This is a genomic window from Halomonas sp. MMH1-48, from assembly GCF_022348105.1.
GTDB classification, from domain to species: Bacteria; Pseudomonadota; Gammaproteobacteria; order Pseudomonadales; family Halomonadaceae; genus Vreelandella; species Vreelandella piezotolerans.
Genome location: NZ_JAKRFL010000016.1, coordinates 47,371 through 73,371 on the forward strand (window position 1 = coordinate 47,371; position 26,001 = coordinate 73,371).

Below are 26,001 nucleotides of genomic sequence, written 5' to 3' on the forward strand. Positions count from 1 at the left end.
CCTTTGCGTTACAAGCGAGCAGGTAGACGACGTTATTCGACGACGCTGGTGGTGATCTCCAAACCGCCAGTGAGCGTCAGACGTAGCGATGCGCCACGCGGCAGCTCGCCCACGCCCGCAGGCGTGCCGGTCAAAATCACATCGCCCGGTTCAAGGGTGAAATGGCGGCTCATTTCTGCCACCAGCGTGGGAATGGCAAAAATCATATCGGCCCCTTCGCCGTGCTGGCGTTCTTCCCCGTCGATTTCCAGGGTAAAGGCCAGCGCGTTCCAGTTAGGCACGCGGCTCAGTGGCAAAAAGGGCGATAGCGGGCAGGCACCATCGAACGCCTTGGCGATCTCCCAAGGGTGGCCTTTCTCTTTCAGCTTGGTTTGCACATCGCGCAGCGTCAGATCCATCGCCAAACCAATGCCCGCAATGGCACGCTCGGCTTCATCCTGAGTGGCGTGGGTCAGACGTTCGCCTACTAGTAGCGCCAGCTCGACTTCGTAGTGTACGTCACCACGTGAAAATGGCGGATCGAGCGGTTTGGTTAAATCTACCACGCTGGTGGCGGGCTTGATGAACAGAAGCGGTTCGCTAGGAACCGGGTTATCCAACTCTTTGGCATGGTCGGCATAGTTGCGGCCGACACAGATGACCTTGCCCAGCGCGTGGGGAAACTCCTGACCATCGGTAAACTGTGGAACAAAACGCATGGCGGGTCTTCTCCTTCTCGTTATGCGTGCCGTATTCGCAACGACAGGCGCATTAGTCTACCCCAGCCATGCCCATGTTCCACAGTATCGACCGCGTATTTCCGAATTGCAGGAGTATCTGGATCGCTTATGCCTCGGGATACCCGCTCTCCTCAGGCCCATGCGCCAAGAATGAAGGACGCTGTTTAGGCGCGGCAAACGGGGCAACGCAGCGGTTATCGGGCCGATTGAACACGAAGAACACGTTGCTGCGCGGATCCGGCGAGAGGTTGGCGTTGGACGCATGCAGCGTGTTGCAATCGAACAACAGCAGCCCGCCAGCTTTCCCTTTAGGGGCATCGATGCCGTATTTATCGACCAAGTGTGTCAACGCCTCTGGGCTCGGCACGCCCACTTCCTGCGCTTTCAACGAGCGCTTGTGGTTGTCTTCCGGCGTTTCTCCCAGGCAAGGCACGAATTCCATATGCGAGCCCGGAATCAACATCAGCGGGCCATTGAACTCGTGGTTGTCGGTCAAAATCAGCGAGGCGCTGACCGCGTGCATGTTAGGCATACCATCTTCAGCGTGCCAGGTCTCGAAGTCCGAGTGCCAATTGAAGCCTTTACCGGCAAAGCCCGGCTTGTAGTTGATACGCGACTGATGCACGTAGGGGTCGTCACCGATGATCTGACGAGCCGCCCCGGCCACGCGCTCGTCGCTGGCAAGCGCCCCTAATCGCTCAGAAAGGCGATGCACGGCAAACAGTGAGCGAATCTCATGGCTTTCTGGCTCGGTGATGCTGAACGCCTTATCGCGATAGGCGTCGTTGCTCAGCAGGGCGTTCATCTCTTGGCGCAGCGCCTCCAGCTCTTCGCCATCGATCAAATTGGGAATGAACAAATATCCCTTGCGTTCGAACTCATCGAGCTGAGCCTCACTCAGCGGTCCCGGTAGCGCACGCCCTTTTACGACGCCATCCTGGCGGGGTTGCGTGAGTGATGCAGGCGCTTGGGCCAAGCGTGTGGGATAAGCGTCTACCACCCTAGCATTGCCCGCCGTGGGCACGTCGGCCATCTCGCTATACTGTTTGTGGGCGGTCACATGGTTAAGCGGTGTATTGCTGACTGTCATCTAATCCACTCCTTGTATGATTAAACTTCAGTTAAAACGTGTCTCATTTAGAAACACAGCGCAGTAGATAGGGTAGCTAACCTTTCTGCGCTTGCAACCTAGGATGGCTCCTTTCATAACGTGGGTTATGACATTCACCTCCTCATCTCTGACTATCGCAAAAAAACGCCTTAAGAAAAATCCTTATTATTTATCGATATACCTTATAACTTTAACGCCCGATAATAGTGACCTCTTGTTTCGCCCTGATCGATAGACCTAAAAAAACCAGAGAAGCCTTTACAAGCGCCGCTCTGGTTATTCTAGCTCTCGGAAACGCTAACCAAGGCATAAATGGCCATAAATAAAATCGCGATCAAACCCGGTATTTCGCGCCATTTCTTCGGGCTTCAACAGTTTGATACTGCTACGTGTTTTACGGATTAGCTTTTTCTGCTCTAGTGCTGTCATACACCGGCTCACATGCACGCTCGTCATTCCCAGCAGTTCACCCACGACATCTTGAGTGACCGGGAACGAGAACACATTGCCTGTTAGCAATCCTTTAAAATTAAAGCGAGCATACACTTCTAAAAGAAAGTGTGCCACGCGTTCTTCCGAGCGATGATGCGTACAGCTTCTTAATCGCTCGATCGTAATATTGTCATTGACCATGACATAAGAAGTGATGGCCTTTCTTATTTCCTCATTGGTTTTAAGCAACTCGTGCAAGTCATCGACCGATACTTTTTCGAGTTTGCAATTAGTTAAAGAGAGAATCACGATATCATGGCTTTCAAAAAAACTTTCACGCATGCCAATGATATCGCCCGGCATAAAGACATTACATATGTCCTGCCCTCGTGTGCTGGTCGCGTGCGAAAGGCTCGCCCACCCCTCCTTGACCACAAAAATGTCGGCGCGACCCTCGCATAGCGAAAACACTTTTTGGTTACGCCGTAGCTCGACGGGTTTTTGTCGAATATTCGCCAATGCCTCTCGGGCATCGCCCCCCAGTTCACCGTAGAGGCCAAGTACCTCACCCAACCCTATACAAGAACTGTCACCACTCAAGCCGCCATGTACACTTTTGCGATTTCTATCTTCCACTTGCTGATACTCTTCTTCAGTAACCTTATCCATCTCTACACTCCTTTGTAGTTAGACAAAAGCTATACTCACCAGGAATTATTTATAATGCCGATATATAGAAAGGAAGATAACGCGACAAAAATATAGACAAATATAAATGACTAAACAAGACGGTTTTATAATCCATGCTAGCAAATGTCAAAAAACATCCGATTATTAACATTTGTTAAAATTTTCTCTACTACGCGTATTCGACAATAGTCAATTAATCCTATCGCACCCCGCAGCATAACAAAATCAAAAACAAACACACCGGCTGAAACATTCACCCTCGTACATAACTCATTAAAAGTGCCACATACATTAATTTTTAAGCTTTAAAACTTACGTACCCTGGAAAATAAAAAAGGTCTTTCATACGCTCAGTGCGGGGCAATAGGGATCGTTCGCCCACTTACCGACTAATGGAGTAGCGCATGAAACGTCACGTTTTCGTCATTGCTTTAGAAGACAAGCAAAAAAAAATCCATGCAAACACTAAGAGAGCAAAAGAACTTAGATATACATGGAGTATTAGATGTAAAGAGCGCCGTGGAAGCAGAGAAAATCTCTTTTAATCATCTACTTTCATTAGCCAAAGAGCACCTAGATGCGTATCCCGGCACGGTCGATGCGATTATTGCACAATGGGACTTTCCCACGAGTGTGATCGTGCCTATTTTATGCCAACAGTACCAAATTCCCTCACCCTCAATTACGAGCGTTTTAAAATGTGAGCATAAGTATTGGAGCCGCATAGAGCAGCAAAAAGTCGTGCCCGAGGTGGTACCTAAGTTTTGCGGGATCGATCCTTTCGCCGATGATCCGCTCTCCCAAGTGACGCTCGACTACCCGTTTTGGTTGAAGCCAGTGAAAGCGTTCTCTTCCCATCTAGGCTTCAAGATCGAAACGTCGGCTCAATTCGAAGAGGCTATCAAAGAGATTCGCGCGGGCATCCGCCAACTCGGTGACGCTTTTAATGAAGCACTTTCTTATGTAAACGTACCCGATGAGATAGCGCATTTAGACGGCAATGCCTGTATCGCTGAAGAGATCATCAGCGGTGTTCAAGGTGCCCCTGAAGGTTCTGTCTTCAACGGGGAGTTCAATGTTCACGGCATCATCTCTCAACCTAAAGCCAAGAACTCCATGTCACTGTTCGATCGCTTGGAGTACCCCAGCAATCTTCCTGAGCACGTTCACCATAAAATGGTGGAAACCGCCAAAACCTTTCTTACCCATATCGGCTATAACAACGGTTGTTTCAACGTCGAGTTCATGTGGGACGAGGCACGAGAAAAACTATGGTTAATCGAAGTGAATACGCGCATCTCGCAATCTCATAGCGAGATTTTCGTCATGGTCGATGGCATGTCGAATCATGAAATCGCCCTGGATATCGCCCTCGGCCAACGCCCATCGCTGCTGAACCGTCAGGGCGTTGCCCCGATTGCCGCCAAATGCTTCATTCCCTTTGCCCACCAAGATGGCGTGGTCAAGCGCATCCCCAGTGACGCAGAGATCGCCGCGCTGAGAAAACGGCTGCCGCATACAGAGGTCGTGATCGATGTCGCGCCAGGCCAACAACTTAGCCATCTGATGCATCAGGACAGTTTCTGTTACCGCCTGGGCACGCTTTACGTGACTGGCAACACTCATGAGGAGATCGAGCAGAATTATCAGTTCTGCCTGGATGTTCTCAATTTCGATATCGAGCCCATCGATACGTAAGGAGGCCCCTATGGAAATCGTTCGCGATTTTCCCTACCCCATCCGCGAGATTGAAAACCTCTTCATCCCCATGCGCGATGGACAACAGCTAGCCGCCAAGGTATGGCTCCCCGACACGCCCGACGCCACACCGTTTCCTGCCATCATGGAGTATATTCCCTACCGCAAACGCGACGTGACGCGAGGCCGCGATGCCAGCAACCACCCTTACCTGGCGGGCCACGGCTACGTTTGTGTGCGAGTGGATATGCGCGGAAGCGGCGACTCCGACGGCGTACTTATTGACGAGTACACTCAGCAAGAGCAGCAAGACGCGGTCGATGCTATCGCCTGGTTGGCCGAACAGCAGTGGTGCGATGGCAACGTCGGTATGATGGGTATCTCCTGGGGTGGTTTCAATAGTCTGCAAGTGGCGGCCAAACAGCCGCCCGCCCTCAAGGCGATCATCAGCCTGTGTTCTAGCGACGACCTTTATGCCGACAACATGCACTACATGGGTGGCTGTCTGTTGGGCGATAACCTTTCCGAGGCGACGGTGATGTTCGCCTTCAATGCACTGCCTCCCGATCCAGAGATCGTCGGCGACCGCTGGCGAACCATGTGGTTCGATCGCATGGAGCACAGCGGGCTATGGCTCGATCAGTGGCTGCGCCATCAGCGTCGAGACGCCTACTGGTCGACCAGCTCGGTGGGCGAACATTACGAGGCGATACAGTGCCCCGTTTACGCCGTGGGCGGCTGGGCCGATGGATTTACCAACACCGTCTTGCGGTTGATGGAGCATTTGGAAGTACCCCGGAAAGGGCTCATTGGTCCCTGGGGGCATAAATACCCTCACCAAGGCATTCCCGGCCCGGCCATTGGGTTCCTCCAGGAAGCGCTGCGCTGGTGGGACTACTGGTTGAAAGGTAAACAGAACGGCATCATGGAAGAACCCATGTTGCGTGTCTGGCAACAAGACAGTGTACCGCCGGATAATAGCTACGCCGAGCGGCCTGGGCGCTGGCTAAGCGAAGCGCAATGGCCCTCCCCCAACCTCCACATGCAGCGCTACTACCTACAGCCCAACCGCCTGACGACCGAGCCGATGCCAGCACACCTCGTGCCGTCCACACTGGGTTTACAGTCGCCTGTTAGCGTAGGGATGTCGGCGGGAAAATGGTGCTCCTATGCCGCCACGCCAGACCTTCCCGGTGACCAGCGTGAAGAGGACGGAGGATCGTTAGTGTTCAGCAGCGAGCCGCTAGAGGAAGCGCTGGATATGTTCGGCGTCGCCACATTGTCACTGACGGTTTCCTGCGATCAACCCCAGGCCATGCTGGCCGCGCGCCTGTCCGACGTCGCTCCCGATGGCAAGGCGACCCGCGTGACCTACGGGCTGCTCAACCTGACCCACCGGGAGAGCGATGAGCACCCGAGCGAGCTGGTGCCCGGCAGAGAGTACCGAGTACAGTTGGCCATGAACGGTATTGCTCAGCGCTTCCCTAAAGGACACCAGCTTCGCCTGTCGATCTCGACCACTTACTGGCCGTTGGCGTGGCTATCTCCTGCGCCTGCTCAGGTCGACATCACACTAAAAGAGTGCCAATTGCATCTCCCCGTACGCACGGTGTCTCACGCAGAGACGCCCTTTGCCTTTGCCGCTCCCGAAGCAGCGCCACCGCTGGCCACCACCACGCTTGATCCCAGTCAACATAACTGGCTATTACACCGAGACCTGGCCACCAAACGATCGACGCTGGAAGTCATCAACGACCAAGGACGTTTTCGCATCGACGATACGGGCACCGAGATTCACCGGAGCGCGCGGGAGTACTACAGTACCGTGACCGATGACTTCACATCTGCCCAAGGCGAAACCCTCACCGAAAGCCACTTCAAACGCGGCGACTGGGATACCGAGGTGTATACCCGCACGGTACTTACCTGCACCGACACACACTTTTTGGTTCACGCCCAGCTAGATGCCTATGAAAACGCCTATCGTGTCTTTTCCAAGAATTGGTCGTCCAAGATTCCTCGAGACCACCTGTAACCTGTCAGGCTCTCAGTGATCGTCAGACCGCCCTTCGTTATTAGCGGGGCGGTCGTGGCTCAATGTGCATGGATACATGCATAAAAAACCCCGGTCAGGGCTACCGGGGAAAAGGGCGTTGCCAAGTAAGCTACTGGACGTGCAAGTAAGCTACTGGGCTTGACAGCGTTGCTTCGCGCTATTTTTTAGCCTGCACGTCGTTGTCATCCGCGCGCGCCAGGAACGTGCGCGTGGTATCGTCCAGATGCTGGTCCAACCAATCGGCCATGGCCTGTTCTTCTTCAAGGATCTCACGGCATACACGCACTACCTCCGGTTGATTGGCCTGCTCTGCAGCGGCAATCAATGCCTTATAATTGGCAATTTCGAAACACTCGAAGGCGTAGCTCGCAATCCCGCCTTTGACCACTTCGTCCCCGGCCATCATACCGCCTAGCGATTGGCCGAAAGCGGTTAGTTTACCGCCCATATCTTTGACGGCGGACGTATCGATACCCAGCTCGTTCATTACCCGCTCTAGCTTTTCTGCCTGATGCTCGGTTTCGTGCAAATGCTGATCGATGCGGGCGCTCAGCGCCGGGTAGTGCTCTATCCGCTTGGCCTGTGCTTTCAACATCTCTTCCGCTTGCTTTTCCATAGCATGCGCATCGCGTAACCAATCTTCCAAATACTTGGCTTCCATCGTGTGCTCTCCTTGTTCATTCGCGGCGTAGGATACTTTCCCTTATTTATTGGGGTCGATTTGCTCCTTCTGTGCCCCGGACTTTTCCTTGGCACTCCCCAGACTAGGCTCTTGGCCTTCGGGGGCGGGCTGATTACGTACGCTGTACTGGCTCCGGCCATCCAACGAGGGGCCTTCGGACCAACGACCCTTCGGCGCCTCCTTGTCCATCAAGGTGTTGAGGTAGTAATAAGAGTGCTGCATCGCCTCATGATCTTCCGGCGTGGCATTGGGGATTGGCAGCTGTTTTTCGAAGCCGCCCAACTCTTCGATGACTGCGAGCCATTGCTGCTGATGGTAGGTGTCACGAGCAATCAAAAAGGATAGAAAATCCTTCATGCCGTGATCATCGGTCCAATTGTAGAGACGCGATGCCAAGACACGACCGCCAGCTTCGGCCGTAGCGTTGGCCAGCATATCAGCAGCGATATTGCCCGTGGCGTAAACGTGGCTCATATCAAAAGGGACGCCATTGGCATTCACTGGCATCGCCGACAAGCCCGATGAAAGCAGATGACGTGGATTGGCACCGCCCAAAATGGCGTTCATAACCGGGTCTTTAGCTGTCGCCTCTTGATAGGAAACCGGCGCCCCTTCCAAATTGAGCGCCACTGCATGACCCAACATCTCGATGTGGGACAACTCCTCGGTGGCCGTGGACATCAACATATCGCGGATACGGTCATCACCACGAGCCCCCATTGCTTGAAAGAAGTACTGCATGGCCACTCGGATTTCACCCTCAATACCGCCAATAGCCTGCTGCAGCAGCATGGCAAATTCTGGGTTCGGAGTGTCGACTTTAACGGGATACTGCAACTTTCCAGAGTGGTGGAACATAGCGCTACTCTCCTTCGTGAATTGCCAGGGAGCGCACTCCCTGGCAACGTATTTAAAGCGTTTGCTTTAATAGCTTCCGTGCTTCGTCTGCAATGTCCTCATAATGCTGCGTGACGCGATCAAAAAACGCTTGCGCCTCTTGATCCGACTTTTCTTTGGCATCTTGAGAAAACTGCTGGCTTAGCTGAACGCCTTGAGAGGCATGATATAGCGTGCTCACCATATCGAAGTTCTTATCGTTCACAGGATGATTCATCCTTGACTCCTTGTGCCTTTTACCTAAAGGCAAAAGGCACTCTTGAACGTGTAAAGAGAACGCGGCAGCTACCTAGTTAGCGGTTGTTACCACCACCACTGTGGCTATTCTCACCGTCTTTCTTACCGGCTTCTGAAGCGCGCTTGGGATCATTGGCAAAGTTGCCTCCGCTGTTTTCACCGCCTTTTTGGCCAATATCTTCGTAAAACTCTTTGCCATGGCTATCAGCGGTGGCTTCGCCACCCTTTTGGCCGATATCCTGATAAAACTCTTTATCGTGGGTTTTGGAGGTAGTTTCACCCCCCTTTTGTCCTGCCTCTTCGCGACTCATTCCATTATCGTTGCGGTTATTCGCCATGATAAATCTCCTTTTCATGAATTCGGCAAAACCAACTCATTGACTCGCACTCGGTGTGTCACTCGAGTAATTTGAGACTAGCCAACCTCACTCTCTTATCAAGCGAATGGCGGCTTAAACGACAACGTTTAACCTTTATGATCACAGCCAACCATTTCCATCAAATAACTTTTTAACCATCTCCCCGTAACCAAAGATAAAAAGATTGACTAAATTCCTAAACTGACAACACACTTTCTGGGCATACCGACATCAAGGAACCGGCCATCCCATGCGCTCACGATTCGCCCTCGCCACCACGCTCGGCCTTTGGCTGACCGGATGCCAAAACCATGCGGCTTTGCAAGCCTCCATGGCAGCCGATGAATCGCTCATCAATACCTACTGGAAGCTACTGACCGTAAACGACGACCCCGTGGTGGCCGCAGACAATGTTCGCGAAGCACATATAGTGCTGCACATCGACAACAGCGCTCGCTTGGCAGGCGCCACCGGCTGCAACACGCTCAGCGGACGCTACCAGCACACCCGCCAGCAGCTCACGTTCCACCCCATCGTCACTACGAAAATGACCTGCCCTGCTGCATTAATGCACATCGAGAAAGCCATGCTGAGCGCGCTCTATCAAACCACGCATTGGAAGATCCACGGTGAACGCTTAGTGCTCTTCAATGATAAAGGGGAGCCACTGGCAGGGCTCAGGGCAGTACACCTTTATTAAAAAATACAAAAAGCTTAGCGATAGTATGGACGCGGAAGAGCTACGCCGCGTTGCTACACACTAGTGAAATAGAAAAAAACAACTACTTAAAAAGTTTTTCATGTAGGCGCCCACCTGCCTTCTCAACTCACCCAAGCTATTACTATCTCCATCATAAGCAACGGGGTGTTTTCTCGTTTTTTAAGGTACATCTCTCTACTCATTACTGGTAACATTATGTTACCTATATTCGCTTAGGGTTCACGGATGAGGAAGAGTTTCGCGTTGACTGCGCTATTGGTATGGATACCTTTCTCTACTCAAGCAGAAGTACATAAGTGTATCGATGGCAATGGGCACACCACCTACCAGGATGCCCCCTGCGCAGATGGCACCTCAGAGACAGTCAATATCAACAACCTCACCATTATTCCGCCACCCAGCGTCACCGCTCGCGCCGAGCCATCCGTCAGGGCTAGCCCTGTTCCACGCCTTGCTGCGCCCTACAGAAACCAACACCAAACGGCTCTCGAACTGCGTAACAGCCGAGTGAAAACACGCGCTCGCTATCCATTGAGACGCGGCTGGTAAAGCGAGCGTGACGCCACGTCTTTCGGAAAGTTCTTTTATCGCTTCAGGAAAACGCTGATAAACAGGCCGCTCGATTGAGTGGCTTTTCTTCATAGCTATTAGATTGCTACCGGCATTAGAAGTCGATTGAGCGCCTAGTCGATACAACTCTCAACTATTCAATAAATTTTAATGAACTTAAAATCGATTTCTTGCAGCGATTCGACACATAGTAACCAGAGAGGGGTGGGGAGAGTGAGATAAAGTCAGAACAGCCTGAAACGCTTTCTAGAGCGGCTCGAAGGGTATAGAGAGGGCATGAGGCGTCATGCCAAAATAAGCGATATTAGTCGGCTATTCGTTTATCTCACACATACGAAAAAGGCCATCCGACTGGATGGCCTTTTATATTCTCTAATGCTTTGGTGCCGACACCAGGAGTCGAACCCGGGACCTACTGATTACAAGTCAGTTGCTCTACCAACTGAGCTATGTCGGCGCTTCGCATTTTCTTGAGAACTTGACTGGGCTGCCCTTAGACAAACCAATCAACAAGAAATCTTGTTGGCAATGGCTGGGGTACCAGGATTCGAACCTGGGAATGCCGATACCAAAAACCGGTGCCTTACCACTTGGCGATACCCCAACGTTGTGGTGGCCAGAGACGGAATCGAACCGCCGACACGGGGATTTTCAATCCCCTGCTCTACCAACTGAGCTATCTGGCCCTTGCCAACGGTGCGTATTAAACCAAAAGCTCCTCTTTTCGTCAACACCTTTGTGAAACTTTCTTTCTAGTCACATGCTTAGGGCACATCAGGTGCTTGCCGAAAAGCATTAAAGGCCACGTCATCCGTAGCTTAGCGCAGCGTTGCTGTTTTTATGCTTGGCTGGGCGGCACGTACCCTTCCGCGTGGTCGGTGGTTTCGTTATCCAAGAAACGTTGCATCTGCTCCATAAGGTAAGCGCGTGCTTCCGGCTCCAGCATGTTGAGGTGCTTCTCATTGATCAGACGGGTTTGCAACGCCTGCCACTCTTCCCAGGCTTGTTTCGATACGGTGGCCTGAATCTCCTGGCCCTGCTTACCCGGCAGCGGCGGGAAAGGCAGTGCGGGTAGCTCTTGCTGGTACTTGCGGCAAAAAACCGTGTTGCTCATGGTGTGCTCCTATAGAGTGTGTCTGTGTCGGCCAATCGTCCGTTTCGTTTAAGGCCCGGGGGCAAGGTCTAGGGTAAACGGCGTTAGCTGGCTCAGTAGTGATTTGACCGGTGCCGCCAAGCCTAGCGCAGGCGGGTGGTGAACGTCATACCATACGCCGTTTTCGCGCACGCCGCTGATACGCTGGCAGTTCACCGGCTGCGGCGTAATCGACAGCTTAAAGTGGCTGAAAGCGTGCGTGAAGCTAGGCAGCGCGGCTTGACGCTCGGGGGCTTCGGTGTTGTCTTCCAGCCAGTCGTTGAGTTCGCTGTGGCGCTCAAACTGCGGCAGGCTCCATAACCCGCCCCACAGGCCGTTGGGTGGGCGCTGCTCTAGCCAAACGCGGCCTTGGGGATCGCGCAGCAACAGCATGATGGTATCGCGGGTAGGCGTGGTTTTCTTAGGTTTAGATTCCGGATAGCGCTGCGGCTCCCCTTGGGCATAGGCGCGGCATACGTCATTGAATGGACATATCACGCAGTCAAGCTTGCTGCGCTTACAGAGCGTCGCGCCGAAATCCATGACTGCTTGGGTGTAATCCGCCAGTCGCGTGGTGGGCGTAAAGTAGTCGGCCAGCACCCACAGCGAGCGTTCTACCGCGGGCTTGCCGGGCCAGCCTGTGACGGCGTGTAGCCGCGTGAGCGAGCGTTTGACGTTGCCATCCAGTATGGCCGCCTGCTGCCCGGTGCTTTGAGCGATGATGGCGCCAGCAGTGGAGCGGCCTATGCCGGGCAGCGCCATCAACGCATCTACGCTAGCGGTGGGCAGCTCACCCCCGTTCGTTTCCATGGCAACCTGAGCCGCTTTGTGCAGGTTGCGGGCCCGAGCGTAATAGCCCAGGCCCGTCCAGTGGTGCAATACGTCATCTTGCGGCGCGGTGGCCAGGGCTTCCAGCGTGGGAAAGCGAGCCATGAAACGCTCGAAGTAAGGAATGACCGTTGCGACCTGTGTTTGCTGCAGCATGATTTCGGAGACCCACACGCGATAAGCGCTGCGGGGTGACTGCCAGGGCAGATCGTGACGGCCATGCTTGTCGAACCAGGTGAGCAGCCGTTGTTGAAACTCTTCCGCCGGTAGGCAAGGCGTGGGCATCTCGGCCATTGGGCTTCCTTTGAACACTCGCTTTGAACGACAGCGCCGGCCCAAGGCCGGCGCATACGGTGCATCGTGCGTCAACGCGGTCGTCGTCAACGCAGGCTTCGGTTAATTGAAGAGGCGACGAATGCCTTCGCGCAGCTCTTGACCTGCGCCTTCGCCCAGGCGCTCATCGATGCGGTCGAGGGATTCGCCAAGCCGCTCTTCCAACTCTTCTTCTACCCGGCTGCCGGCTTCGCCACGCAGCAGATCGACCACCGAGGCCTGAAAGGCGGTCCGGTCGAAGCGGCACCACTGGGTTTTATCGTCGCCAACGTGGCCTTCACAGCGCACCGGTAACGGTAACTGTTGAAGCCGTGGGTTTACTTGGCAAGCAGCATCGCCGGTATCTACTAAGCGTGCATTGGCTTGCGTATTGAAATCAAGGCTGTTGAGGTTGAAGCTCCCCTCCCCTTGCACATCGATTCCCGGTAGGCGAACCAGCAGATCGTCACTCTCTACGACTCCATTACGCACTTGGAAAGTGGCGTCGAAACGCTCGAAGCGGGTATCGGGGTGCCATTCGCGGTCTACCTCCCGCCCTTCTAGCTCCGCCACCAGCTCACACATCTCACGGGAGACGTTAGAGCGCAAAATGGCACCGTCGTTCAGCCGGGCGTCAAGCTCGCCGTTGAGGTTGCTCACCAGCACATCGCGGCGGTTGCCTTGGGTGGTCAGCGCGCCTTCCAAGTTGAAGCGGCCACGCAGCGGAGCCTCTTCCTCGCTGAAGGTTTCGATCAGCGGGGCGACCTGCACGTTACGGACGTTCGGTGAGAGCTGCCACTCCAATACGTTACCAGTGGCGTCCAGCTGGCCGGTGGCGTTGAGCTCCCCTTCGTAGAAGCCGGACTCGAACGATGTCAGGCGATGGCTACCGTTCTCACCGCGTAGTGCCAATTGGGTATTGCTGAAGGTCAATCCGGCCAACACTAGTTGCTCGACACTCAAATCGCCCTGCAGCGTGAGGGTTCTGAGCCACTCTTGGGGCAACAGTGCTTCTTCACTTTGAGCAAATGCTTTACGCAGTAACCCACGACTGGCCTGCTGCGCGGTGGCCGCCCCAGGCAGGTAGTGATCGAGGTTAAGTGCATCGCCTTCAAGAGTGAAAGAGAGCTGATTACCATCCAGCGCCGCGCTGACGTCACCGGTAAAGGTGCTGTCATCGACGACTAACGAAAGGCGCGGTAGCGCTACTCGCTCCAGGCTCCCTTCGATGGGGCTGGTCAGCGCAACATCGCTCAGTGCGGCTTCGCTGGCGGTATCGAGCGATGCGCCGGTACGCGCAATCCAGGGACGCAGGTTGAATGGGGCGGCGGTGAGCTGGCCGCTATATTGAGGTGCATCGAGCAGTTGCTCGAGATTGAGATGACCACTGACTCGCAGTCCATCAGGTCCGGTCAATTGCAGATCCTTTAATTGGGCCGTTTGCGCAGCGAAGTCGCCATCGAAACCAAACGCCAACGAAAGCGCCAAGCTCCCTTGCCAATTGTCGGCATGCCGAAGGCCGGTTTCCAACACTCCCTGGCGAATGCTGAGCTGTCGCTCGCCCATACGCGCAACGATCTCAGCCGCTTTCAGGGCTAGCTGCTGCGGCTCGCTATCGGCACCGCGCCGAGTTTGGGTGGTGAGCTGGGTATTTTCGAAAACGATTTGCTCCTCTTCAAGGCCCAGCCGAAGGCGTGTTTCTAGGTTGACGTCGCTGGACAGGTCCGGGCCTCGCTCTAGCACTTCGGCATCCAGACGGTTGTGCTTGGTCAACGTAAACATCGCTTTCAACGGAAACGAGCGCACCGGGTTGACGTTGGTGCCCGACATATTCAGCGGCTGTATCCGCCAAAGCGCTTGGCTCTGCTCGTCGCGGTAGCGAATATCGGCCTCTTTGATGTCGACGCTGGCGATATTCAACACCACTGAAAGGTTGCCTGCATCGACATTGGGGCCAGCGCTGGCAGGCGCCAGCACGGTTTCGGCGGTTTCGTTGTTGTGCTCGGAAAGACGCTCCAAAAGCGGCTGCCAGTTGGCCTCACCCTCGGCGTTTTTCTCTAAATTCAGGCGCATGCCATCCAACGTGAGGCCATCCACAGCGATCTCGCCACGAAGCAGTGGCGCAAAGGCAACGCTCACTTCTGCACGGTTGATGGCGGCAAAGGCGGTATCGTCTTGAGACTGCTCGGGCAGCCAAGCGCGGGCCTGCTCGACGCTCACCCCAATACGCGGGTAGAACGACCAAGTGATGGGGCCTTCCAGGGCAAGATTGAGGCCGGTTTGCTCTTCGACCACGGCCGTCAGGCGTGGCTTGAAGTCTTCGGGGTCTAAAAAGGTGGTGACATAGACCACGGCGGCCACGGCCACCATGGCGAGAATGCCCACTGCCGCCAGCAAAATGCGTAATAGCTGTTTCATTTACCCTTTCCCTTGTGGGTCTAGCTCGACAAAATCACTGGTCGCCGTTAGGCCCGGCTCGGACGACTCATCGGCCATTGGCCGATAGCCAAGCTTCGATAGCAGGACGCGGTCCGCCAGCGGCAGCGTCGTCGTGGCTATACGCAGCACGCGGCCGTCTTGCTTGGCCTGCTCGCCCAGCAACGCCATGAGTCGAGAGCCGACGCCGCGGCGGCGCGTGGTTTTACGCACGCACAGTTCAGAGAGCCACCATGCCCGGTCATCGGCTTCCTGTATGGCTACCGCACCTAATAAACGGTCGTTGAAATGCGCACAGGCAAAAAAGTGCTGGCCGCTCAAGTGCTGTTCGATGAAGGGCAAAACCGTGGGGGTGGGCATGCGCTCTTGAGGCGCATCTTCATAAATGCGCACCAGATCGATGCGTACCTGCTCGTCTGCTTCCCAACGGGCCTGGTCGACATATTGCAGTGTCACCGGCATGGTGAAATCCTCGTTGCCAACGCAGCTAGGCTGCTATTTAGCGCCGCAAACGGCGGCGACATTCCCCGCATTGTAGCGGATGGGGGCGCCGATTCTCTATAATGGCTGCTTTGGCCTCAGTTGCCGCCCGCCGATTATTCCTCAGAGTGCGCCACGGCGCAGGAGATGCAACATGTCAGCGCGTATTGCCACGGTAAGCCGTGACACCAACGAAACGCAGATTACGGTCAGCGTCAACCTCGATGGCGAAGGCCGCTTGAATTGCAACACTGGCGTTCCGTTCTTGGACCACATGCTGGACCAAGTGGCTCGGCATGGCATGGTGGACCTCGATATCGATGCCAAAGGCGACCTGCATATCGATGACCACCATACCGTCGAAGACTTGGGCATCACCCTCGGCCAAGCATTCAACGAGGCCATCGGCGACAAGCGCGGCATCTACCGTTACGGCCACGCGTATGTGCCGCTGGATGAAGCGCTGTCTCGCGTGGTGATCGACTTTTCTGGCCGCCCTGGTTTATTCATGAACGTCGAGTTCACCCGCGATACCATCGGCCGACTGGACACGCAGCTGTTTTGGGAGTTCTTTCAGGGCTTCGTCAATCACGCCCGGGTCACGCTGCATATCGACAACCTGAAAGGCTTCAATGCTCACCACCAGGCCGAGACCATTTTTAAAGCCTTTGGCCGCGCGCTACGCATGGCCGTTGCAGAAGATCCGCGCATGGCGGGCCAGATGCCGTCTACCAAAGGAAGCTTATAATGTTGGGCGTTGCGATTAGCAGCGTGGCGGCACGCATCTCCTCCGCGACTCCCAAGACCATGACCTTCTCGCCTACGACCTCAAGGAGCGCTTCATGACCATTGCGGTAATCGATTATGGAATGGGCAACCTACACTCGGTGGCCAAGGCGCTCGAGCACGTCACCCATGAAAACGTGATCATCACCCGCGACCCGCGCCGCATTCTGGGCGCGACCCGTCTAGTGCTGCCCGGCCAAGGGGCGATTCGTGACTGCGTTGGCGAACTCGAACGCACCGAACTGCGCGGCCTAGTGGATGACGTGTTGACCCGCCAAGCCAAACCGCTGCTGGGCATTTGCGTGGGCCAGCAGATGCTGATGGAGCGCAGCGAAGAGAATGGCGGCGTGGACTGCTTGGGCTTTTTTCAGGGCAGCGTGGACCGCTTTCCGGCCAACATGCGCGACGCGCAAGAGCAGCGCCTAAAAGTACCGCACATGGGCTGGAACTTGGTGGATCAGCACCACGAGCATCCACTCTGGGCAGGCATCGATAATCATGAGCACTTCTATTTCGTGCACAGCTATTACGTCAATGCCGCCGACGATGCCCAAGTATTCGGCACTACCCAGTACGGCAGTGTGAGTGCTCACGTCGCGATTGGTCGCGACGCTACTTTCGCCGTACAGTTCCACCCGGAAAAAAGCTCCCGTGCGGGCCTGCGCCTGCTGGAAAATTTTGTCACCTGGACGCCCTGAGAGGTTTCACTATGTTGGTAATTCCCGCGATCGATCTCAAAGACGGCCAGTGTGTGCGCTTGAAGCAGGGCCGCATGGATGATGCGACCTCCTACGGCGACGACCCGGTCGCGATGGCGGCGCGTTGGGTAGAAGCCGGCGCGCGCCGTTTGCACTTGGTGGACTTGAACGGTGCCTTCGAGGGTAAGCCCGTCAACGGTGAAGCGGTCACGGCCATCGCCCGCGCCTACCCGAACCTGCCAATCCAAATTGGCGGCGGCATTCGTTCGGCGGAGACCATCGAGCACTACCTCAGCGCCGGTGTGTCTTACGTGATCATTGGTACCAAAGCCGTCAAAGAGCCGGCATTCGTGACTGACATGTGCCGCGCCTTCCCCGGTCATATCATCGTGGGGCTGGATGCCAAAGATGGCTATGTGGCCACCGACGGCTGGGCGGAGGTCTCCACCGTCAAAGCCACCGAGCTTGCCAAGCGCTTTGCCAACGACGGCGTTTCCAGCATCGTTTACACCGATATTGCACGCGATGGCATGATGCAGGGGGTCAACGTCGAGGCCACCGCGGCGCTGGCCCGTGACGGCGGCCTGCCAGTCATCGCCTCCGGCGGCGTGACCAACTTGGAGGACATTCGCGCGCTGTGCGACGTGGCCGACAGCGGCATCCTCGGTGCGATTACAGGCCGGGCCATTTACGAAGGCAGCCTGGATGTGGCGGAGGCCCAGCGCCTGAGCGACCAACTCAGCGGAGGCCAAGAATGAGCTTAGCCAAACGGATTATTCCCTGCCTAGACGTGGACGCAGGGCGGGTGGTGAAAGGCGTGAACTTCGTCGGTATTCGTGACGCGGGCGACCCGGTCGAGATCGCCCAGCGCTACAACCAGCAGGGTGCCGATGAAATCACTTTTCTCGACATCACCGCCAGCCATGAAGATCGCGCCACCACGGTCGAGATGGTCGAGCGCATCGCAGGCGAGGTGTTCATTCCCTTGACCGTGGGCGGCGGCATCCGCACCTGCGACGACATTCGTACCATGCTGAACGCAGGTGCAGACAAAGTCTCGATCAACACGGCTGCCGTCACCAACCCCGAGTTCGTACGCGAAGCCGCCGAGCGTTTCGGTAGCCAGTGTATCGTGGTGGCGATCGATGCAAAAAAAGTGTCTGAGGAGGGTGAGCCCGATCGCTGGGAGATTTTCACCCACGGCGGCCGCCGCCCTACCGGCCTAGACGCGGTGGAGTGGGCCAAAAAAATGGTCGAATTTGGCGCAGGCGAGCTGCTGCTCACTAGCATGGACCGTGACGGCACCAAGATTGGCTTCGACCTGGGCGTCACCCGCGCCATTTCTGAGGCGGTCAGCGTGCCGGTGATTGCTTCCGGTGGTGTCGGCAACCTAGATCACTTGGTCGATGGCGTGCTCAAAGGCGGTGCCGATGCAGTCCTAGCGGCCAGCATTTTCCACTTTGGCGAATACACCATTCCGGAAGCCAAGCGCTACATGGCCGAGCGCGGCATCGAAATGCGTTTGTGATGACTCTTATCCCTTTACTGAGGGGCTGTTAATGCGCCGCAATATTCCATGGATTGGAGGAGTGGCAGGAGTTTGGCTGAGTGCATCTGCCTCAGCCTTCTCTTTGTCGGACTGGCCTCCCACTCTTACGCTCGATCACACGCTTGTGCAAACCAGCCTGCTGACACGACACTTCGAGCCCGACCCAGAACACACCAACCAGCAAAATCTGGTGAGTATCGAGCTTCACAATCCAGAGCGCTGGCTAGCCGGTGCGGCTTGGTTCAAAAACTCGTTCGATCAACCCACTTGGTACTTTTACGCTGGCCGTGAGTTTCCACTATGGCAGCTCACCGATGAGATTAGCGTGCGCGCCAAGCTAACGGGCGGTTTACTACGCGGCTATAAAGACGAATACCGCGATAAAATTCCTCTCAACCATTTAGAGATTGCCCCCGCGCTTCTGCCCAGCATTGGCGTTCAGTGGGGGCGAGTGGAGTCTGATCTCATCGTCTTCGGAACGGCGGGCGTGATGATAACGGCAGGCATACGCTTTTGATGCTCTAGCCGTCGGCGTCTTCCAGGCTCAAACCCAAATTACTAATACCGCCATTGCGACCCAGCGTGCGAATCTCTTTGAGCGTGGTTTTATTGATCGGCCCGCTGACCGCTTCAAGCACTGCGTCTTGGAAGCCGTTTTCGTCCTCCATCAACGGATGGTCGCGAATGATCAGTGCCAGCGCTTGCGCGTCCACTTCCCCCTCGGTGAGTTCGATGAACGCTCGCACGCCAGCCCGCGACGTGCGGCTGACGTCCAGCACGGCTTCGGGGGATTCACCTTGCAGCGTATCGAGTAGCGCAGAGATCGACACCACCGCGTCCAGCGCCCGACGTGCACCAAAACTCTCGTCCCCCTCCGGCGGCTCGCACTCGGCCAACTTGTCTGCTTGGCGGGCAAAATCGATGCTGGCTTGGGGGACGCTCAAGCGCTCCCACACCAAATTCAGTACGGTGCGAAGGGTGTGTCCATCGCCCTGGCCACTGGTTTGCTCGTACAGGGCGTAATTCGGCAGTAGGCGCTCACACAGCGCTGCCATGAAGGCTTGTTGGGCGGGCAGCGGCAGCAGTTGCAGCCGCTGATAGAATCCTTGGGGTTTAGCCACCATGCTGATGTCCTGAGTCACTCTGTTGGTGAAAGTATGTGGGTGAAACTGAGTTGGCGAAACTGAGTTGGTGAATCGAACACGATACGTTATCGTCGCACCCACGCGGCGGGTACACCGCTGCACTCGATGTGCTCGGCCGGCGAGGAGATTACCATGCATATTCATCTGCTACAGCACGGCCCTGACCATGGCCCCGCCCGTCTGACCGACTGGCTTGAGAGTATGGGCCATAGTTACACCGTTTTTCATCTTTACGCGGGAGAACTCACGCCCCGCCCTGGAGAGTCCGATGCGCTCATCGTGCTGGATGGCACCGACGCTCTATTTAACGAGCCTCCCGCGTGGCACAAAGCGGAGCGTAAACTGATCCATCGTTATCTAGATGGACAAAAGCCAATGCTGGGCATTGGCTTGGGAGCGCTTTGGGTAGCAGAAGCACTCGAGGCCGTCATCGCCCCCGGCACCTACCCCGAAACCGGTTGGCACACCGTTACCCTAGCGCCGGAAAGTGGCTTCGATTTACCCGAGCAATTCGAGGCATTCATGTGGCACCGTTTGGTATTCAGCCTACCCGATGGTGCGATTCCGCTGGGCGGCAGCGCGGCGGCGCCGCTACAGGGGTTTAGCTGGGATGTCGGTCGGGTAGTAGGCTTGCTATGCCACGTCGAGACCACCCAAGCGAGCCTCGCTCCGCTGCTTCGCGATCCCGACCGCCCCAAGGCGAAAAGCACCTCCACCGGGCGTTTTTTGCAAACCGATGAGGAGATACTGGAAGACCCCGCGCGCTTTCAGCGCTTGGCACCGCTGCTGGATCGCGTCATGACCCAGTGGCTTAAGAGCGCTTGATGCCCCACCGCTCGGGACGTCACCGTTAAGTACTCCACTGCCGCGCAGCAGCAAGACAGCTCTCCCAATCGCCCACGAAGAGCTCTGCGGGCCGACTGTTCTGCTGCTTTTCCAGGTGGTAACGGTAAAGCGGGTCGTAATACTCGGTGAGTAGCGGGGCGAGCCACGCCTCATGGGCCTGGATATCGCCAGCGGCATGAGCTCTGAACGCCATGGCCTGCAGACGCTGCAGGCGCTGTAGACGCGCATTGCCCAGGCGCTTGGCCAGCCGTTCCAGGGCGCTCGATAGTTGGCGCTGCATACGTCGTCGTCCCTCTTCCGGGCCAAAGCGCGCTGCATAGCCCTGCTCTAGCGCTTCGATATAGTCGCGACGCAACTGATCTAGTCGCCAATCGAGCGGCATCTCGATGCGAATACGCGGCGCGCGCTGCAGGGCGTACCAAACCTCTAGCGGAATGTTGGCGTTGCCGATTTGCCGCGACTCATCCTCCAAGACGAGCTTGCCCGTCTGCCCTATCAAACGCTGGGCCAAGGCATGCTCGAAATCGATTTGCGTCGTGGGTGCCTCGGGCTGTCGGCCAAACGCGGAGCCTTTGTGATTGGCACAGGCTTCCAAATCGATCCCATTGGTCAGTCGATGGATCAGCGCGGTCTTCGCGCAACCGGTCAGCCCGGCAATCACCAGCATGGGTTGGCGAGCGGCTTCATCGATCCGCTGGCAAAGCCGTTGGCGAAGCGCCTTCCAACCTCCCTCGATACGCGGACGATGAACTCCAGTATCGGCCAGCCACTGCTGAGCAATTTTCGAGCGTAGCCCGCCGCGAAAGCAGTAAACGATCGCCTCTGGGTGCTGGGCCAAGTACTGCTGCCAAGCAGCGATCCTGGCTTGTTTCACCTCACCACTGACCATCCGCTCACCTAACGCAATGGCGGCCTGTTGGCCCTGCTGCTTGTAAGCAATGCCGACCTGATGGCGCTCTTCGTCCATCATCAGCGGCAGATTGACCGCCCCCGGAAGGCTGCCTTGGGCAAACTCAACCGGGGCGCGCACATCGATCAGCGGTGTGTTCGCTACAATCAGTTCAAGAGAGGCTGGCGTGGTCGACAGCGTCATCCAACGACCTCGATGCTTATTTTGCCCAGGGCTGCTTTGAGGGTACCGAACGGCGCTAGCGTGAGCCCATGCTCGCGCCCAATGCGCTCTACATCATCTTCCCAGGCGGGATCCACACTGATCAGCAGGCCACCCGAGGTCTGCGGGTCGCATAGCCACTGCCAGTGGGCGTCATCCATCGCCGGTAGCGCGCTCCCCAGTGCGTCACGATTACGCACGGCACCACCGGGCACGGCGCCTTGGCGACGGTAACCTTCCGCCTCGGCGAGCCTAGGCAGGCGGCGAAAATCGATCTCGGCCATCACGCCGCTGGCACTACACATTTCGTTTAGATGCCCCGCCAAGCCAAAGCCGGTCACGTCCGTCATGGCATTGACGCCCTTCACTTGAGCGAGCGCGACCCCAATGGCGTTGGGTTTGAGCATGGTTTCCCGCGCAAGACCATGGTGCCCTGCTTCCAGCAGGCCGCGCTTTTCGGCCGTGGTGAGTATGCCGACACCGAGCGGTTTGGTCAGAAACAGCAGGTCGCCGGGCTTGGCTTGGCTGTTGAGTTTCAAATGGTCGAGATCGACCAGGCCGTTTACCGCTAAACCAAACATTGGCTCTGGGGCATCGATGGAGTGTCCACCGGCCAGGGCAATGCCCAGCTCACGGCAGACCGCTTGGGCACCTGCGACCACATCGCCGGCAATGTCTGGGCCCAGCTTATCCAGCGGCCAACCCAAAATGCCCAGCGCCATGACGGGAGTACCTCCCATGGCGTATACATCGCTAATGGCGTTGGTCGCGGCGATACGACCAAAATCGAACGGGTCATCGACGATGGGCATGAAAAAGTCGGTGGTCGCAATCATGCCGCGACCATCGCCCAGATCGTAGACGGCGGCATCTTCACGACCTTGATTGCCTACGATCAGCCGCTGGTGCCCCGCCGCAGGCCCGGCTTTGGCGAGAATGCCATCGAGTACGTCCGGAGCGATCTTGCAGCCGCAGCCCGCTCCGTGGCTATATTGGGTCAAGCGAATCGAACTCATCATCCCTCTCCTTTTTGGTTAAGCATAGCCGAAGTTACAGCGCTTCCAGGGCATCGCTCAATTTATCCACGGGAATCACTTCCATGCCTTTGGGGGCCTGCTTGGGTGCATTCGCGCGCGGGACGATGGCGCGAAGAAAACCGTGCTTGGCCGCTTCTGCAATACGCTCCTGGCCGCTGGGGACCGGGCGTATCTCACCGGAAAGTCCTACCTCACCAAACACCACCAGCTCCTTGGGAAGCGCGCGGTTCTGCAGGCTGGACACCACGGCCAGCAGTACGGCAAGATCCGCACTGGTTTCCAGCACCTTGACACCACCTACCACATTCAGGAAAACGTCCTGATCCCCGGTAAACAGCCCACCATGGCGATTCAATACCGCCAGCAGCATGGCCAGGCGATTCTGATCGACCCCGACGGCCACACGACGCGGGTTGCCCAGAGCAGACTCATCGACGAGGGCTTGCACTTCGACCAGGATCGGCCGGGTTCCTTCCCACACCACCATGACGAGGCTGCCCGGCGCCTGCTGTTCCTGACGCGAGAGGAAGATGGCACTGGGGTTCTTGACCTCCTTGAGGCCTTGTTCAAGCATGGCGAAAACGCCCAGCTCGTTGACGGCACCAAAACGGTTCTTCTGGCCGCGTAGGGTGCGAAAGCGGGAGTCGGCGCCGCCTTCCAGCAGTAGCGAAGCGTCGATCATATGTTCGAGCACTTTGGGACCCGCCAGCGTGCCATCCTTGGTGACGTGCCCCACCAGCAGCAGCACGGTATGGGTCTGCTTGGCAAAGCGAGTCAGTGCAGCGGCGGACTCGCGCACCTGGGCAACGCCGCCAGGGGCCGAGCTAATATCCTCCAAATGCATGGTTTGAATGGAGTCGATGACCAATATTTCCGGCTTCTCCCGCTCTGCCACCGCTAGAATGGTCTCGACGCTGGTCTCTGCCAACATCTTCAAGCCATTGGTGGGTAACTGCAGGCGGTGGGCGCGCATGGCCACCTGGGACAGCGACTCTTCTCCCGTGACATAGAGAATACGCCGCTGCTGGGCAAGCTTGCAGGCGGTTTGTAGCAGCAGCGTCGATTTACCGGCTCCCGGGTTACCGCCCAGCAGCACGGCAGACCCTGGCACCAAACCACCGCCGAGTACGCGGTCGAACTCGGCGAAGGTCGAGGTCAGCCTGGGAACTTCGCTTAAATCGACATTGCTGAGATCCACCACGTCGCGCGACAGATCGCCTGCGTAACCAGCTCGCCCGCTGGATGCGATGCCGCTACCGGGACGAGCGCTTGCCAGTTTGACCTCTGTGAGCGTGTTCCACTCTTGGCAGCTGGTACATTGACCTTGCCATTTACGATACTCTGCACCGCATTCAGTGCAGACAAAGGCACTTTTCGCTTTTGCCACCGCCTGTTCGCTCCTTTTCTTGTGTCACGTAAAGGGCTAAAAGAGTGCTCAGAAATGCAAAAGGCGGCCAGTGGCCGCCTTCGAGCGTCGTATAGGGCTTATTGACGCTGTAACTGCAACATCTCGCCATTTTCGAAACGGCGGCGCTCAGGGTCGATCAGCTCCAGAGTACGCTCATCGATGCGCTGGAAGTAGTAGATCTGACCGTCGCCGTTCGGCGTAAGCTCGTAGACCGTTGCGTCGGGGTCAGAGGGCGTACCGGTCAACACTTCCCAGTTACCGGCGTAGTTCTCGTCTGGCGGTGTCTGGGGATGGTTACGGTAGGTAGCATCCAGAGTGAACGTACGCTCTTCCGGAGCACTCATCTCTTCACCAACCAGCGTAACATCCAGGTCAATGCCGTCACAGTTACGGCAAGGCAGGGTGCCTTGATAGTTAGCCTGTGATGCGGTCATCCCTGCATCGTCGCGCTGATCCGTTGGGCCAGCTGCACAGCCCGCCAACAGTGCCAACATAGCCGAACCGGCTAGCAAACTCCTGAATTGCATTGGGTGTCTCCTTATGGTGTTGGACATACATTTCTTTCGCGCGCTTATGACAGCATAACCGCTACAAGGTGCGACGCCCACCCCCACGCAGACAGTTATCGCATGCCACAGGGAAGGCTTGCGCTCTTGCGGCCATCAGGCGACCATGGTGCGATTACCGCTAGGATAATCAGGTTACGCTCATGAGCCAATATTGGAGCCCTGCCATTAGGGATCTGACGCCTTACGTGCCGGGTGAACAGCCCCGCGAACGTGTCATCAAACTCAATACCAACGAAAATCCTTACCCGCCCGCGCCTGGCGTGAGCGAGGCGCTGCGCCTGTATGCGATCGATCATTTGCGTCTTTACCCTGATCCAACCTCGCTGTCGTTACGGGAAACCTTGGCAAAGACCTATGGCGTTAGCGTAGCAGAAACCTTCGTAGGGAACGGCTCCGACGAGGTGTTGGCCTTCGCTTTTCAGGCGTTTTTTTGCCAAAGCGCTCCGTTGGATGTTCCCTCGATCACCTACAGCTTCTATCCCGTCTATGCCAATTTGTATGGCGTCGAGTTACGTAAGCACTCACTCAACGACCAGTGGGAAGTCGACTTGGACGCTTTGGCGAGCGCCTCTGAGCGTGCTGGGGTAATTTTTGCCAACCCTAATGCGCCAACCGGACATGCCCACCCGCTCGCCAGTATCGAAGCCCTGCTGAAGCGCGTGACGGATCGGGTGGTGTTGGTCGACGAAGCTTACGTCGATTTTGGCGCTGAGAGCGCGGTGGCTCTTATCGAGCGTTATCCCAACCTGCTAGTCACCGGTACGTTTTCGAAGTCGCGCAGCTTGGCCGGGCTTCGCCTCGGCTACGCGATTGGTTCTCCCGAGCTGATCGAAGGCTTACAACGAGTGAAGGACTCGTTCAACTCCTATCCGGTCGACAGCCTAGCCAGCGTCGTAGGTATCGAGGCACTAAAGGATACCCAACACTTCGACGCCTGCCGGAACAACGTGATCACCACCCGGGAGCGCACACGTCAGCGTTTGGAAGCCCTTGGTTTCGAAGTGCTTCCCTCTAAAGCCAACTTCCTGCTGGCCCAGCACCCGGACGTTGCCGGAGCGCAGCTGTTTGCAGGGCTTCGTGAGCGAGGTATTTTGGTACGCCACTTCAATACCGATCTGCTCAACAACTTCCTGCGCATCTCCATCGGCACCGATGACGAGATGGATAGCTTTATCGAAGCGCTAGAGTCCCTATGCGGTCAATAGCTCTACTTAGCTTCCCGCAATGCTGAAGCACCTGATGCTTGAACACCAAAACCCAGCCACTTGGCTGGGTTTTTAGTAAGCAGTGTACATTCTCTGTTGGGTACTGCGTCCACACGGCAGAAAGCCCCGCACACGGTGTGTACGGGGCTTATCGAGCGCGCAACAAAAAACCCAGCCGGTTGGCTGGGTTCTTTGCGGTATAAGTGCCTGACGATGACCTACTCTCGCATGGGGAGACCCCACACTACCATCGGCGCTAAGCGGTTTCACTTCTGAGTTCGGCATGG

At 56.4% G+C, this 26,001-nt stretch carries 26 protein-coding genes and 3 tRNA genes; 10 read left to right on the forward strand and 19 right to left on the reverse strand.

The genetic code is table 11. The features are described from left to right. Positions 1-32: 32 nt before the first annotated feature. The 3 genes from MHM37_RS13495 to MHM37_RS13505 form a co-directional block, all read right to left on the reverse strand. Positions 33-698, reverse strand: coding sequence for a fumarylacetoacetate hydrolase family protein (locus MHM37_RS13495; RefSeq protein WP_139526288.1), 666 nt, complete (start codon positions 696-698; stop codon positions 33-35). Between the two features lie 127 nt (positions 699-825). Continuing rightward, the gene (thpD, locus tag MHM37_RS13500) at positions 826-1,809 is read right to left on the reverse strand and encodes an ectoine hydroxylase (protein WP_239286095.1); all 984 of its coding nucleotides are present in this window, start codon (positions 1,807-1,809) and stop codon (positions 826-828) included. 318 nt (positions 1,810-2,127) lie between these two features. Beyond that, positions 2,128-2,931: a Crp/Fnr family transcriptional regulator gene (locus tag MHM37_RS13505; protein WP_239297009.1), complete on the reverse strand. Its 804-nt coding sequence runs from the start codon at positions 2,929-2,931 to the stop codon at positions 2,128-2,130. Between the two features lie 540 nt (positions 2,932-3,471). Between MHM37_RS13505 and MHM37_RS13510 the strand changes: the two genes are divergently transcribed. Together MHM37_RS13510 and MHM37_RS13515 are read left to right on the forward strand one after the other, a co-directional pair. Then, a complete protein-coding gene (locus tag MHM37_RS13510) occupies positions 3,472-4,650 on the forward strand; it encodes an ATP-grasp domain-containing protein (RefSeq protein ID WP_239297011.1) in 1,179 nt (392 codons plus the stop codon). Positions 4,651-4,660: 10 nt separating this feature from the next. Continuing rightward, on the forward strand, positions 4,661-6,685 hold the full coding sequence (locus MHM37_RS13515; RefSeq protein ID WP_239297012.1) for a CocE/NonD family hydrolase: 2,025 nt from the start codon (positions 4,661-4,663) through the stop codon (positions 6,683-6,685). 178 nt (positions 6,686-6,863) lie between these two features. On the opposite strand, the gene MHM37_RS13520 is transcribed toward MHM37_RS13515, so the two are convergent. The 4 genes from MHM37_RS13520 to MHM37_RS17195 all read right to left on the reverse strand — a co-directional run bounded on the left by MHM37_RS13520 (position 6,864) and on the right by MHM37_RS17195 (position 8,860). Beyond that, positions 6,864-7,367 carry a DUF892 family protein gene (locus MHM37_RS13520; protein ID WP_139526283.1) on the reverse strand — a complete coding sequence of 168 codons (504 nt, stop codon included), beginning with the start codon at positions 7,365-7,367 and terminating at the stop codon, positions 6,864-6,866. Between the two features lie 42 nt (positions 7,368-7,409). Beyond that, on the reverse strand, positions 7,410-8,246 hold the full coding sequence (locus MHM37_RS13525; protein WP_153844174.1) for a manganese catalase family protein: 837 nt from the start codon (positions 8,244-8,246) through the stop codon (positions 7,410-7,412). Between the two features lie 52 nt (positions 8,247-8,298). Further along, entirely contained in the window at positions 8,299-8,502 is a 204-nt protein-coding gene (locus tag MHM37_RS13530) for a hypothetical protein (protein ID WP_153844175.1), read from the reverse strand. A gap of 76 nt (positions 8,503-8,578) precedes the next feature. Beyond that, positions 8,579-8,860 (reverse strand): general stress protein, encoded by a 282-nt coding sequence (locus MHM37_RS17195; RefSeq protein WP_343218255.1) that lies wholly within the window; start codon positions 8,858-8,860, stop codon positions 8,579-8,581. Positions 8,861-9,131: 271 nt separating this feature from the next. Between MHM37_RS17195 and MHM37_RS13545 the strand changes: the two genes are divergently transcribed. Further along, positions 9,132-9,581, forward strand: a complete 450-nt coding sequence (locus MHM37_RS13545; protein ID WP_239286087.1) for an META domain-containing protein — start codon at positions 9,132-9,134, stop codon at positions 9,579-9,581. A gap of 972 nt (positions 9,582-10,553) precedes the next feature. On the opposite strand, the gene MHM37_RS13550 is transcribed toward MHM37_RS13545, so the two are convergent. From MHM37_RS13550 to MHM37_RS13580, 7 genes are all read right to left on the reverse strand, one after another. After that, a tRNA-Thr gene (locus MHM37_RS13550) sits at positions 10,554-10,629 on the reverse strand. A 72-nt stretch (positions 10,630-10,701) separates the two neighbouring features. Continuing rightward, a tRNA-Gln gene (locus MHM37_RS13555) sits at positions 10,702-10,776 on the reverse strand. A gap of 6 nt (positions 10,777-10,782) precedes the next feature. After that, positions 10,783-10,858 (reverse strand) — tRNA-Phe (locus MHM37_RS13560). A 152-nt stretch (positions 10,859-11,010) separates the two neighbouring features. Beyond that, a complete protein-coding gene (locus tag MHM37_RS13565; RefSeq protein WP_239297013.1) occupies positions 11,011-11,286 on the reverse strand; it encodes an oxidative damage protection protein in 276 nt (91 codons plus the stop codon). Positions 11,287-11,334: 48 nt separating this feature from the next. Continuing rightward, a complete protein-coding gene (gene mutY, locus MHM37_RS13570) occupies positions 11,335-12,426 on the reverse strand; it encodes an A/G-specific adenine glycosylase (protein ID WP_239297014.1) in 1,092 nt (363 codons plus the stop codon). Between the two features lie 102 nt (positions 12,427-12,528). Continuing rightward, positions 12,529-14,862, reverse strand: coding sequence for an AsmA family protein (locus MHM37_RS13575; RefSeq protein ID WP_153844179.1), 2,334 nt, complete (start codon positions 14,860-14,862; stop codon positions 12,529-12,531). Then, a complete protein-coding gene (locus MHM37_RS13580; RefSeq protein ID WP_139526274.1) occupies positions 14,863-15,342 on the reverse strand; it encodes an acetyl-CoA sensor PanZ family protein in 480 nt (159 codons plus the stop codon). 172 nt (positions 15,343-15,514) lie between these two features. On the opposite strand from MHM37_RS13580, the gene hisB reads away from it, so the two are divergent. The 5 genes from hisB to MHM37_RS13605 all read left to right on the forward strand — a co-directional run bounded on the left by hisB (position 15,515) and on the right by MHM37_RS13605 (position 18,910). After that, positions 15,515-16,108 carry an imidazoleglycerol-phosphate dehydratase HisB gene (gene hisB / locus MHM37_RS13585; RefSeq protein ID WP_153844180.1) on the forward strand — a complete coding sequence of 198 codons (594 nt, stop codon included), beginning with the start codon at positions 15,515-15,517 and terminating at the stop codon, positions 16,106-16,108. A gap of 94 nt (positions 16,109-16,202) precedes the next feature. Beyond that, positions 16,203-16,844, forward strand: coding sequence for an imidazole glycerol phosphate synthase subunit HisH (hisH, locus tag MHM37_RS13590; RefSeq protein WP_139526272.1), 642 nt, complete (start codon positions 16,203-16,205; stop codon positions 16,842-16,844). Between the two features lie 11 nt (positions 16,845-16,855). Beyond that, positions 16,856-17,602, forward strand: a complete 747-nt coding sequence (gene hisA, locus MHM37_RS13595; protein ID WP_219861792.1) for a 1-(5-phosphoribosyl)-5-[(5-phosphoribosylamino)methylideneamino]imidazole-4-carboxamide isomerase — start codon at positions 16,856-16,858, stop codon at positions 17,600-17,602. Next, positions 17,599-18,372: an imidazole glycerol phosphate synthase subunit HisF gene (hisF, locus tag MHM37_RS13600; protein ID WP_139526270.1), complete on the forward strand. Its 774-nt coding sequence runs from the start codon at positions 17,599-17,601 to the stop codon at positions 18,370-18,372. The genes hisA and hisF overlap by 4 nt, the downstream gene beginning before the upstream one ends. Before the next feature lie 31 nt (positions 18,373-18,403). Continuing rightward, entirely contained in the window at positions 18,404-18,910 is a 507-nt protein-coding gene (locus MHM37_RS13605; RefSeq protein WP_239297015.1) for a hypothetical protein, read from the forward strand. Between the two features lie 4 nt (positions 18,911-18,914). Here MHM37_RS13605 and MHM37_RS13610 read toward each other — a convergent pair whose 3' ends face one another. Then, positions 18,915-19,517: a YjaG family protein gene (locus tag MHM37_RS13610; protein ID WP_239297016.1), complete on the reverse strand. Its 603-nt coding sequence runs from the start codon at positions 19,515-19,517 to the stop codon at positions 18,915-18,917. Positions 19,518-19,670: 153 nt separating this feature from the next. Here MHM37_RS13610 and MHM37_RS13615 point away from each other — a divergent pair, with 153 nt between their 5' ends. After that, entirely contained in the window at positions 19,671-20,363 is a 693-nt protein-coding gene (locus MHM37_RS13615; RefSeq protein WP_239297017.1) for a type 1 glutamine amidotransferase, read from the forward strand. A 25-nt stretch (positions 20,364-20,388) separates the two neighbouring features. On the opposite strand, the gene mnmH is transcribed toward MHM37_RS13615, so the two are convergent. From mnmH to MHM37_RS13635, 4 genes are all read right to left on the reverse strand, one after another. Beyond that, positions 20,389-21,477, reverse strand: coding sequence for a tRNA 2-selenouridine(34) synthase MnmH (mnmH, locus tag MHM37_RS13620; protein WP_239297018.1), 1,089 nt, complete (start codon positions 21,475-21,477; stop codon positions 20,389-20,391). Then, the gene (gene selD / locus MHM37_RS13625) at positions 21,474-22,511 is read right to left on the reverse strand and encodes a selenide, water dikinase SelD (protein WP_239297020.1); all 1,038 of its coding nucleotides are present in this window, start codon (positions 22,509-22,511) and stop codon (positions 21,474-21,476) included. The genes mnmH and selD overlap by 4 nt, the downstream gene beginning before the upstream one ends. Before the next feature lie 34 nt (positions 22,512-22,545). Next, on the reverse strand, positions 22,546-23,919 hold the full coding sequence (gene radA / locus MHM37_RS13630) for a DNA repair protein RadA (protein WP_239297021.1): 1,374 nt from the start codon (positions 23,917-23,919) through the stop codon (positions 22,546-22,548). 98 nt (positions 23,920-24,017) lie between these two features. Next, on the reverse strand, positions 24,018-24,467 hold the full coding sequence (locus tag MHM37_RS13635; protein ID WP_139526264.1) for a copper resistance protein NlpE N-terminal domain-containing protein: 450 nt from the start codon (positions 24,465-24,467) through the stop codon (positions 24,018-24,020). A gap of 182 nt (positions 24,468-24,649) precedes the next feature. On the opposite strand from MHM37_RS13635, the gene hisC reads away from it, so the two are divergent. After that, positions 24,650-25,714, forward strand: coding sequence for a histidinol-phosphate transaminase (hisC, locus tag MHM37_RS13640; RefSeq protein ID WP_239297022.1), 1,065 nt, complete (start codon positions 24,650-24,652; stop codon positions 25,712-25,714). The last annotated feature ends 287 nt before the right edge of the window (positions 25,715-26,001 follow it).

Bases quoted from the DNA above. Each gene is read 5' to 3' on its own strand.
- MHM37_RS13495 (WP_139526288.1), bottom strand. From the start codon at position 698: ATGCGTTTTGTTCCACAGTTTACCGATGGTCAGGAGTTTCCCCACGCG.
- thpD (WP_239286095.1), bottom strand. From the start codon at position 1,809: ATGACAGTCAGCAATACACCGCTTAACCATGTGACCGCCCACAAACAG.
- MHM37_RS13505 (WP_239297009.1), bottom strand. From the start codon at position 2,931: ATGGATAAGGTTACTGAAGAAGAGTATCAGCAAGTGGAAGATAGAAAT.
- MHM37_RS13515 (WP_239297012.1), top strand. From the start codon at position 4,661: ATGGAAATCGTTCGCGATTTTCCCTACCCCATCCGCGAGATTGAAAAC.
- MHM37_RS13520 (WP_139526283.1), bottom strand. From the start codon at position 7,367: ATGGAAGCCAAGTATTTGGAAGATTGGTTACGCGATGCGCATGCTATG.
- MHM37_RS13525 (WP_153844174.1), bottom strand. From the start codon at position 8,246: ATGTTCCACCACTCTGGAAAGTTGCAGTATCCCGTTAAAGTCGACACT.
- MHM37_RS13530 (WP_153844175.1), bottom strand. From the start codon at position 8,502: ATGAATCATCCTGTGAACGATAAGAACTTCGATATGGTGAGCACGCTA.
- MHM37_RS17195 (WP_343218255.1), bottom strand. From the start codon at position 8,860: ATGGCGAATAACCGCAACGATAATGGAATGAGTCGCGAAGAGGCAGGA.
- MHM37_RS13545 (WP_239286087.1), top strand. From the start codon at position 9,132: ATGCGCTCACGATTCGCCCTCGCCACCACGCTCGGCCTTTGGCTGACC.
- MHM37_RS13565 (WP_239297013.1), bottom strand. From the start codon at position 11,286: ATGAGCAACACGGTTTTTTGCCGCAAGTACCAGCAAGAGCTACCCGCA.
- mutY (WP_239297014.1), bottom strand. From the start codon at position 12,426: ATGGCCGAGATGCCCACGCCTTGCCTACCGGCGGAAGAGTTTCAACAA.
- MHM37_RS13575 (WP_153844179.1), bottom strand. From the start codon at position 14,862: ATGAAACAGCTATTACGCATTTTGCTGGCGGCAGTGGGCATTCTCGCC.
- MHM37_RS13580 (WP_139526274.1), bottom strand. From the start codon at position 15,342: ATGCCGGTGACACTGCAATATGTCGACCAGGCCCGTTGGGAAGCAGAC.
- hisB (WP_153844180.1), top strand. From the start codon at position 15,515: ATGTCAGCGCGTATTGCCACGGTAAGCCGTGACACCAACGAAACGCAG.
- hisH (WP_139526272.1), top strand. From the start codon at position 16,203: ATGACCATTGCGGTAATCGATTATGGAATGGGCAACCTACACTCGGTG.
- hisA (WP_219861792.1), top strand. From the start codon at position 16,856: ATGTTGGTAATTCCCGCGATCGATCTCAAAGACGGCCAGTGTGTGCGC.
- hisF (WP_139526270.1), top strand. From the start codon at position 17,599: ATGAGCTTAGCCAAACGGATTATTCCCTGCCTAGACGTGGACGCAGGG.
- MHM37_RS13605 (WP_239297015.1), top strand. From the start codon at position 18,404: ATGCGCCGCAATATTCCATGGATTGGAGGAGTGGCAGGAGTTTGGCTG.
- MHM37_RS13610 (WP_239297016.1), bottom strand. From the start codon at position 19,517: ATGGTGGCTAAACCCCAAGGATTCTATCAGCGGCTGCAACTGCTGCCG.
- MHM37_RS13615 (WP_239297017.1), top strand. From the start codon at position 19,671: ATGCATATTCATCTGCTACAGCACGGCCCTGACCATGGCCCCGCCCGT.
- mnmH (WP_239297018.1), bottom strand. From the start codon at position 21,477: ATGACGCTGTCGACCACGCCAGCCTCTCTTGAACTGATTGTAGCGAAC.
- selD (WP_239297020.1), bottom strand. From the start codon at position 22,511: ATGAGTTCGATTCGCTTGACCCAATATAGCCACGGAGCGGGCTGCGGC.
- MHM37_RS13635 (WP_139526264.1), bottom strand. From the start codon at position 24,467: ATGCAATTCAGGAGTTTGCTAGCCGGTTCGGCTATGTTGGCACTGTTG.
- hisC (WP_239297022.1), top strand. From the start codon at position 24,650: ATGAGCCAATATTGGAGCCCTGCCATTAGGGATCTGACGCCTTACGTG.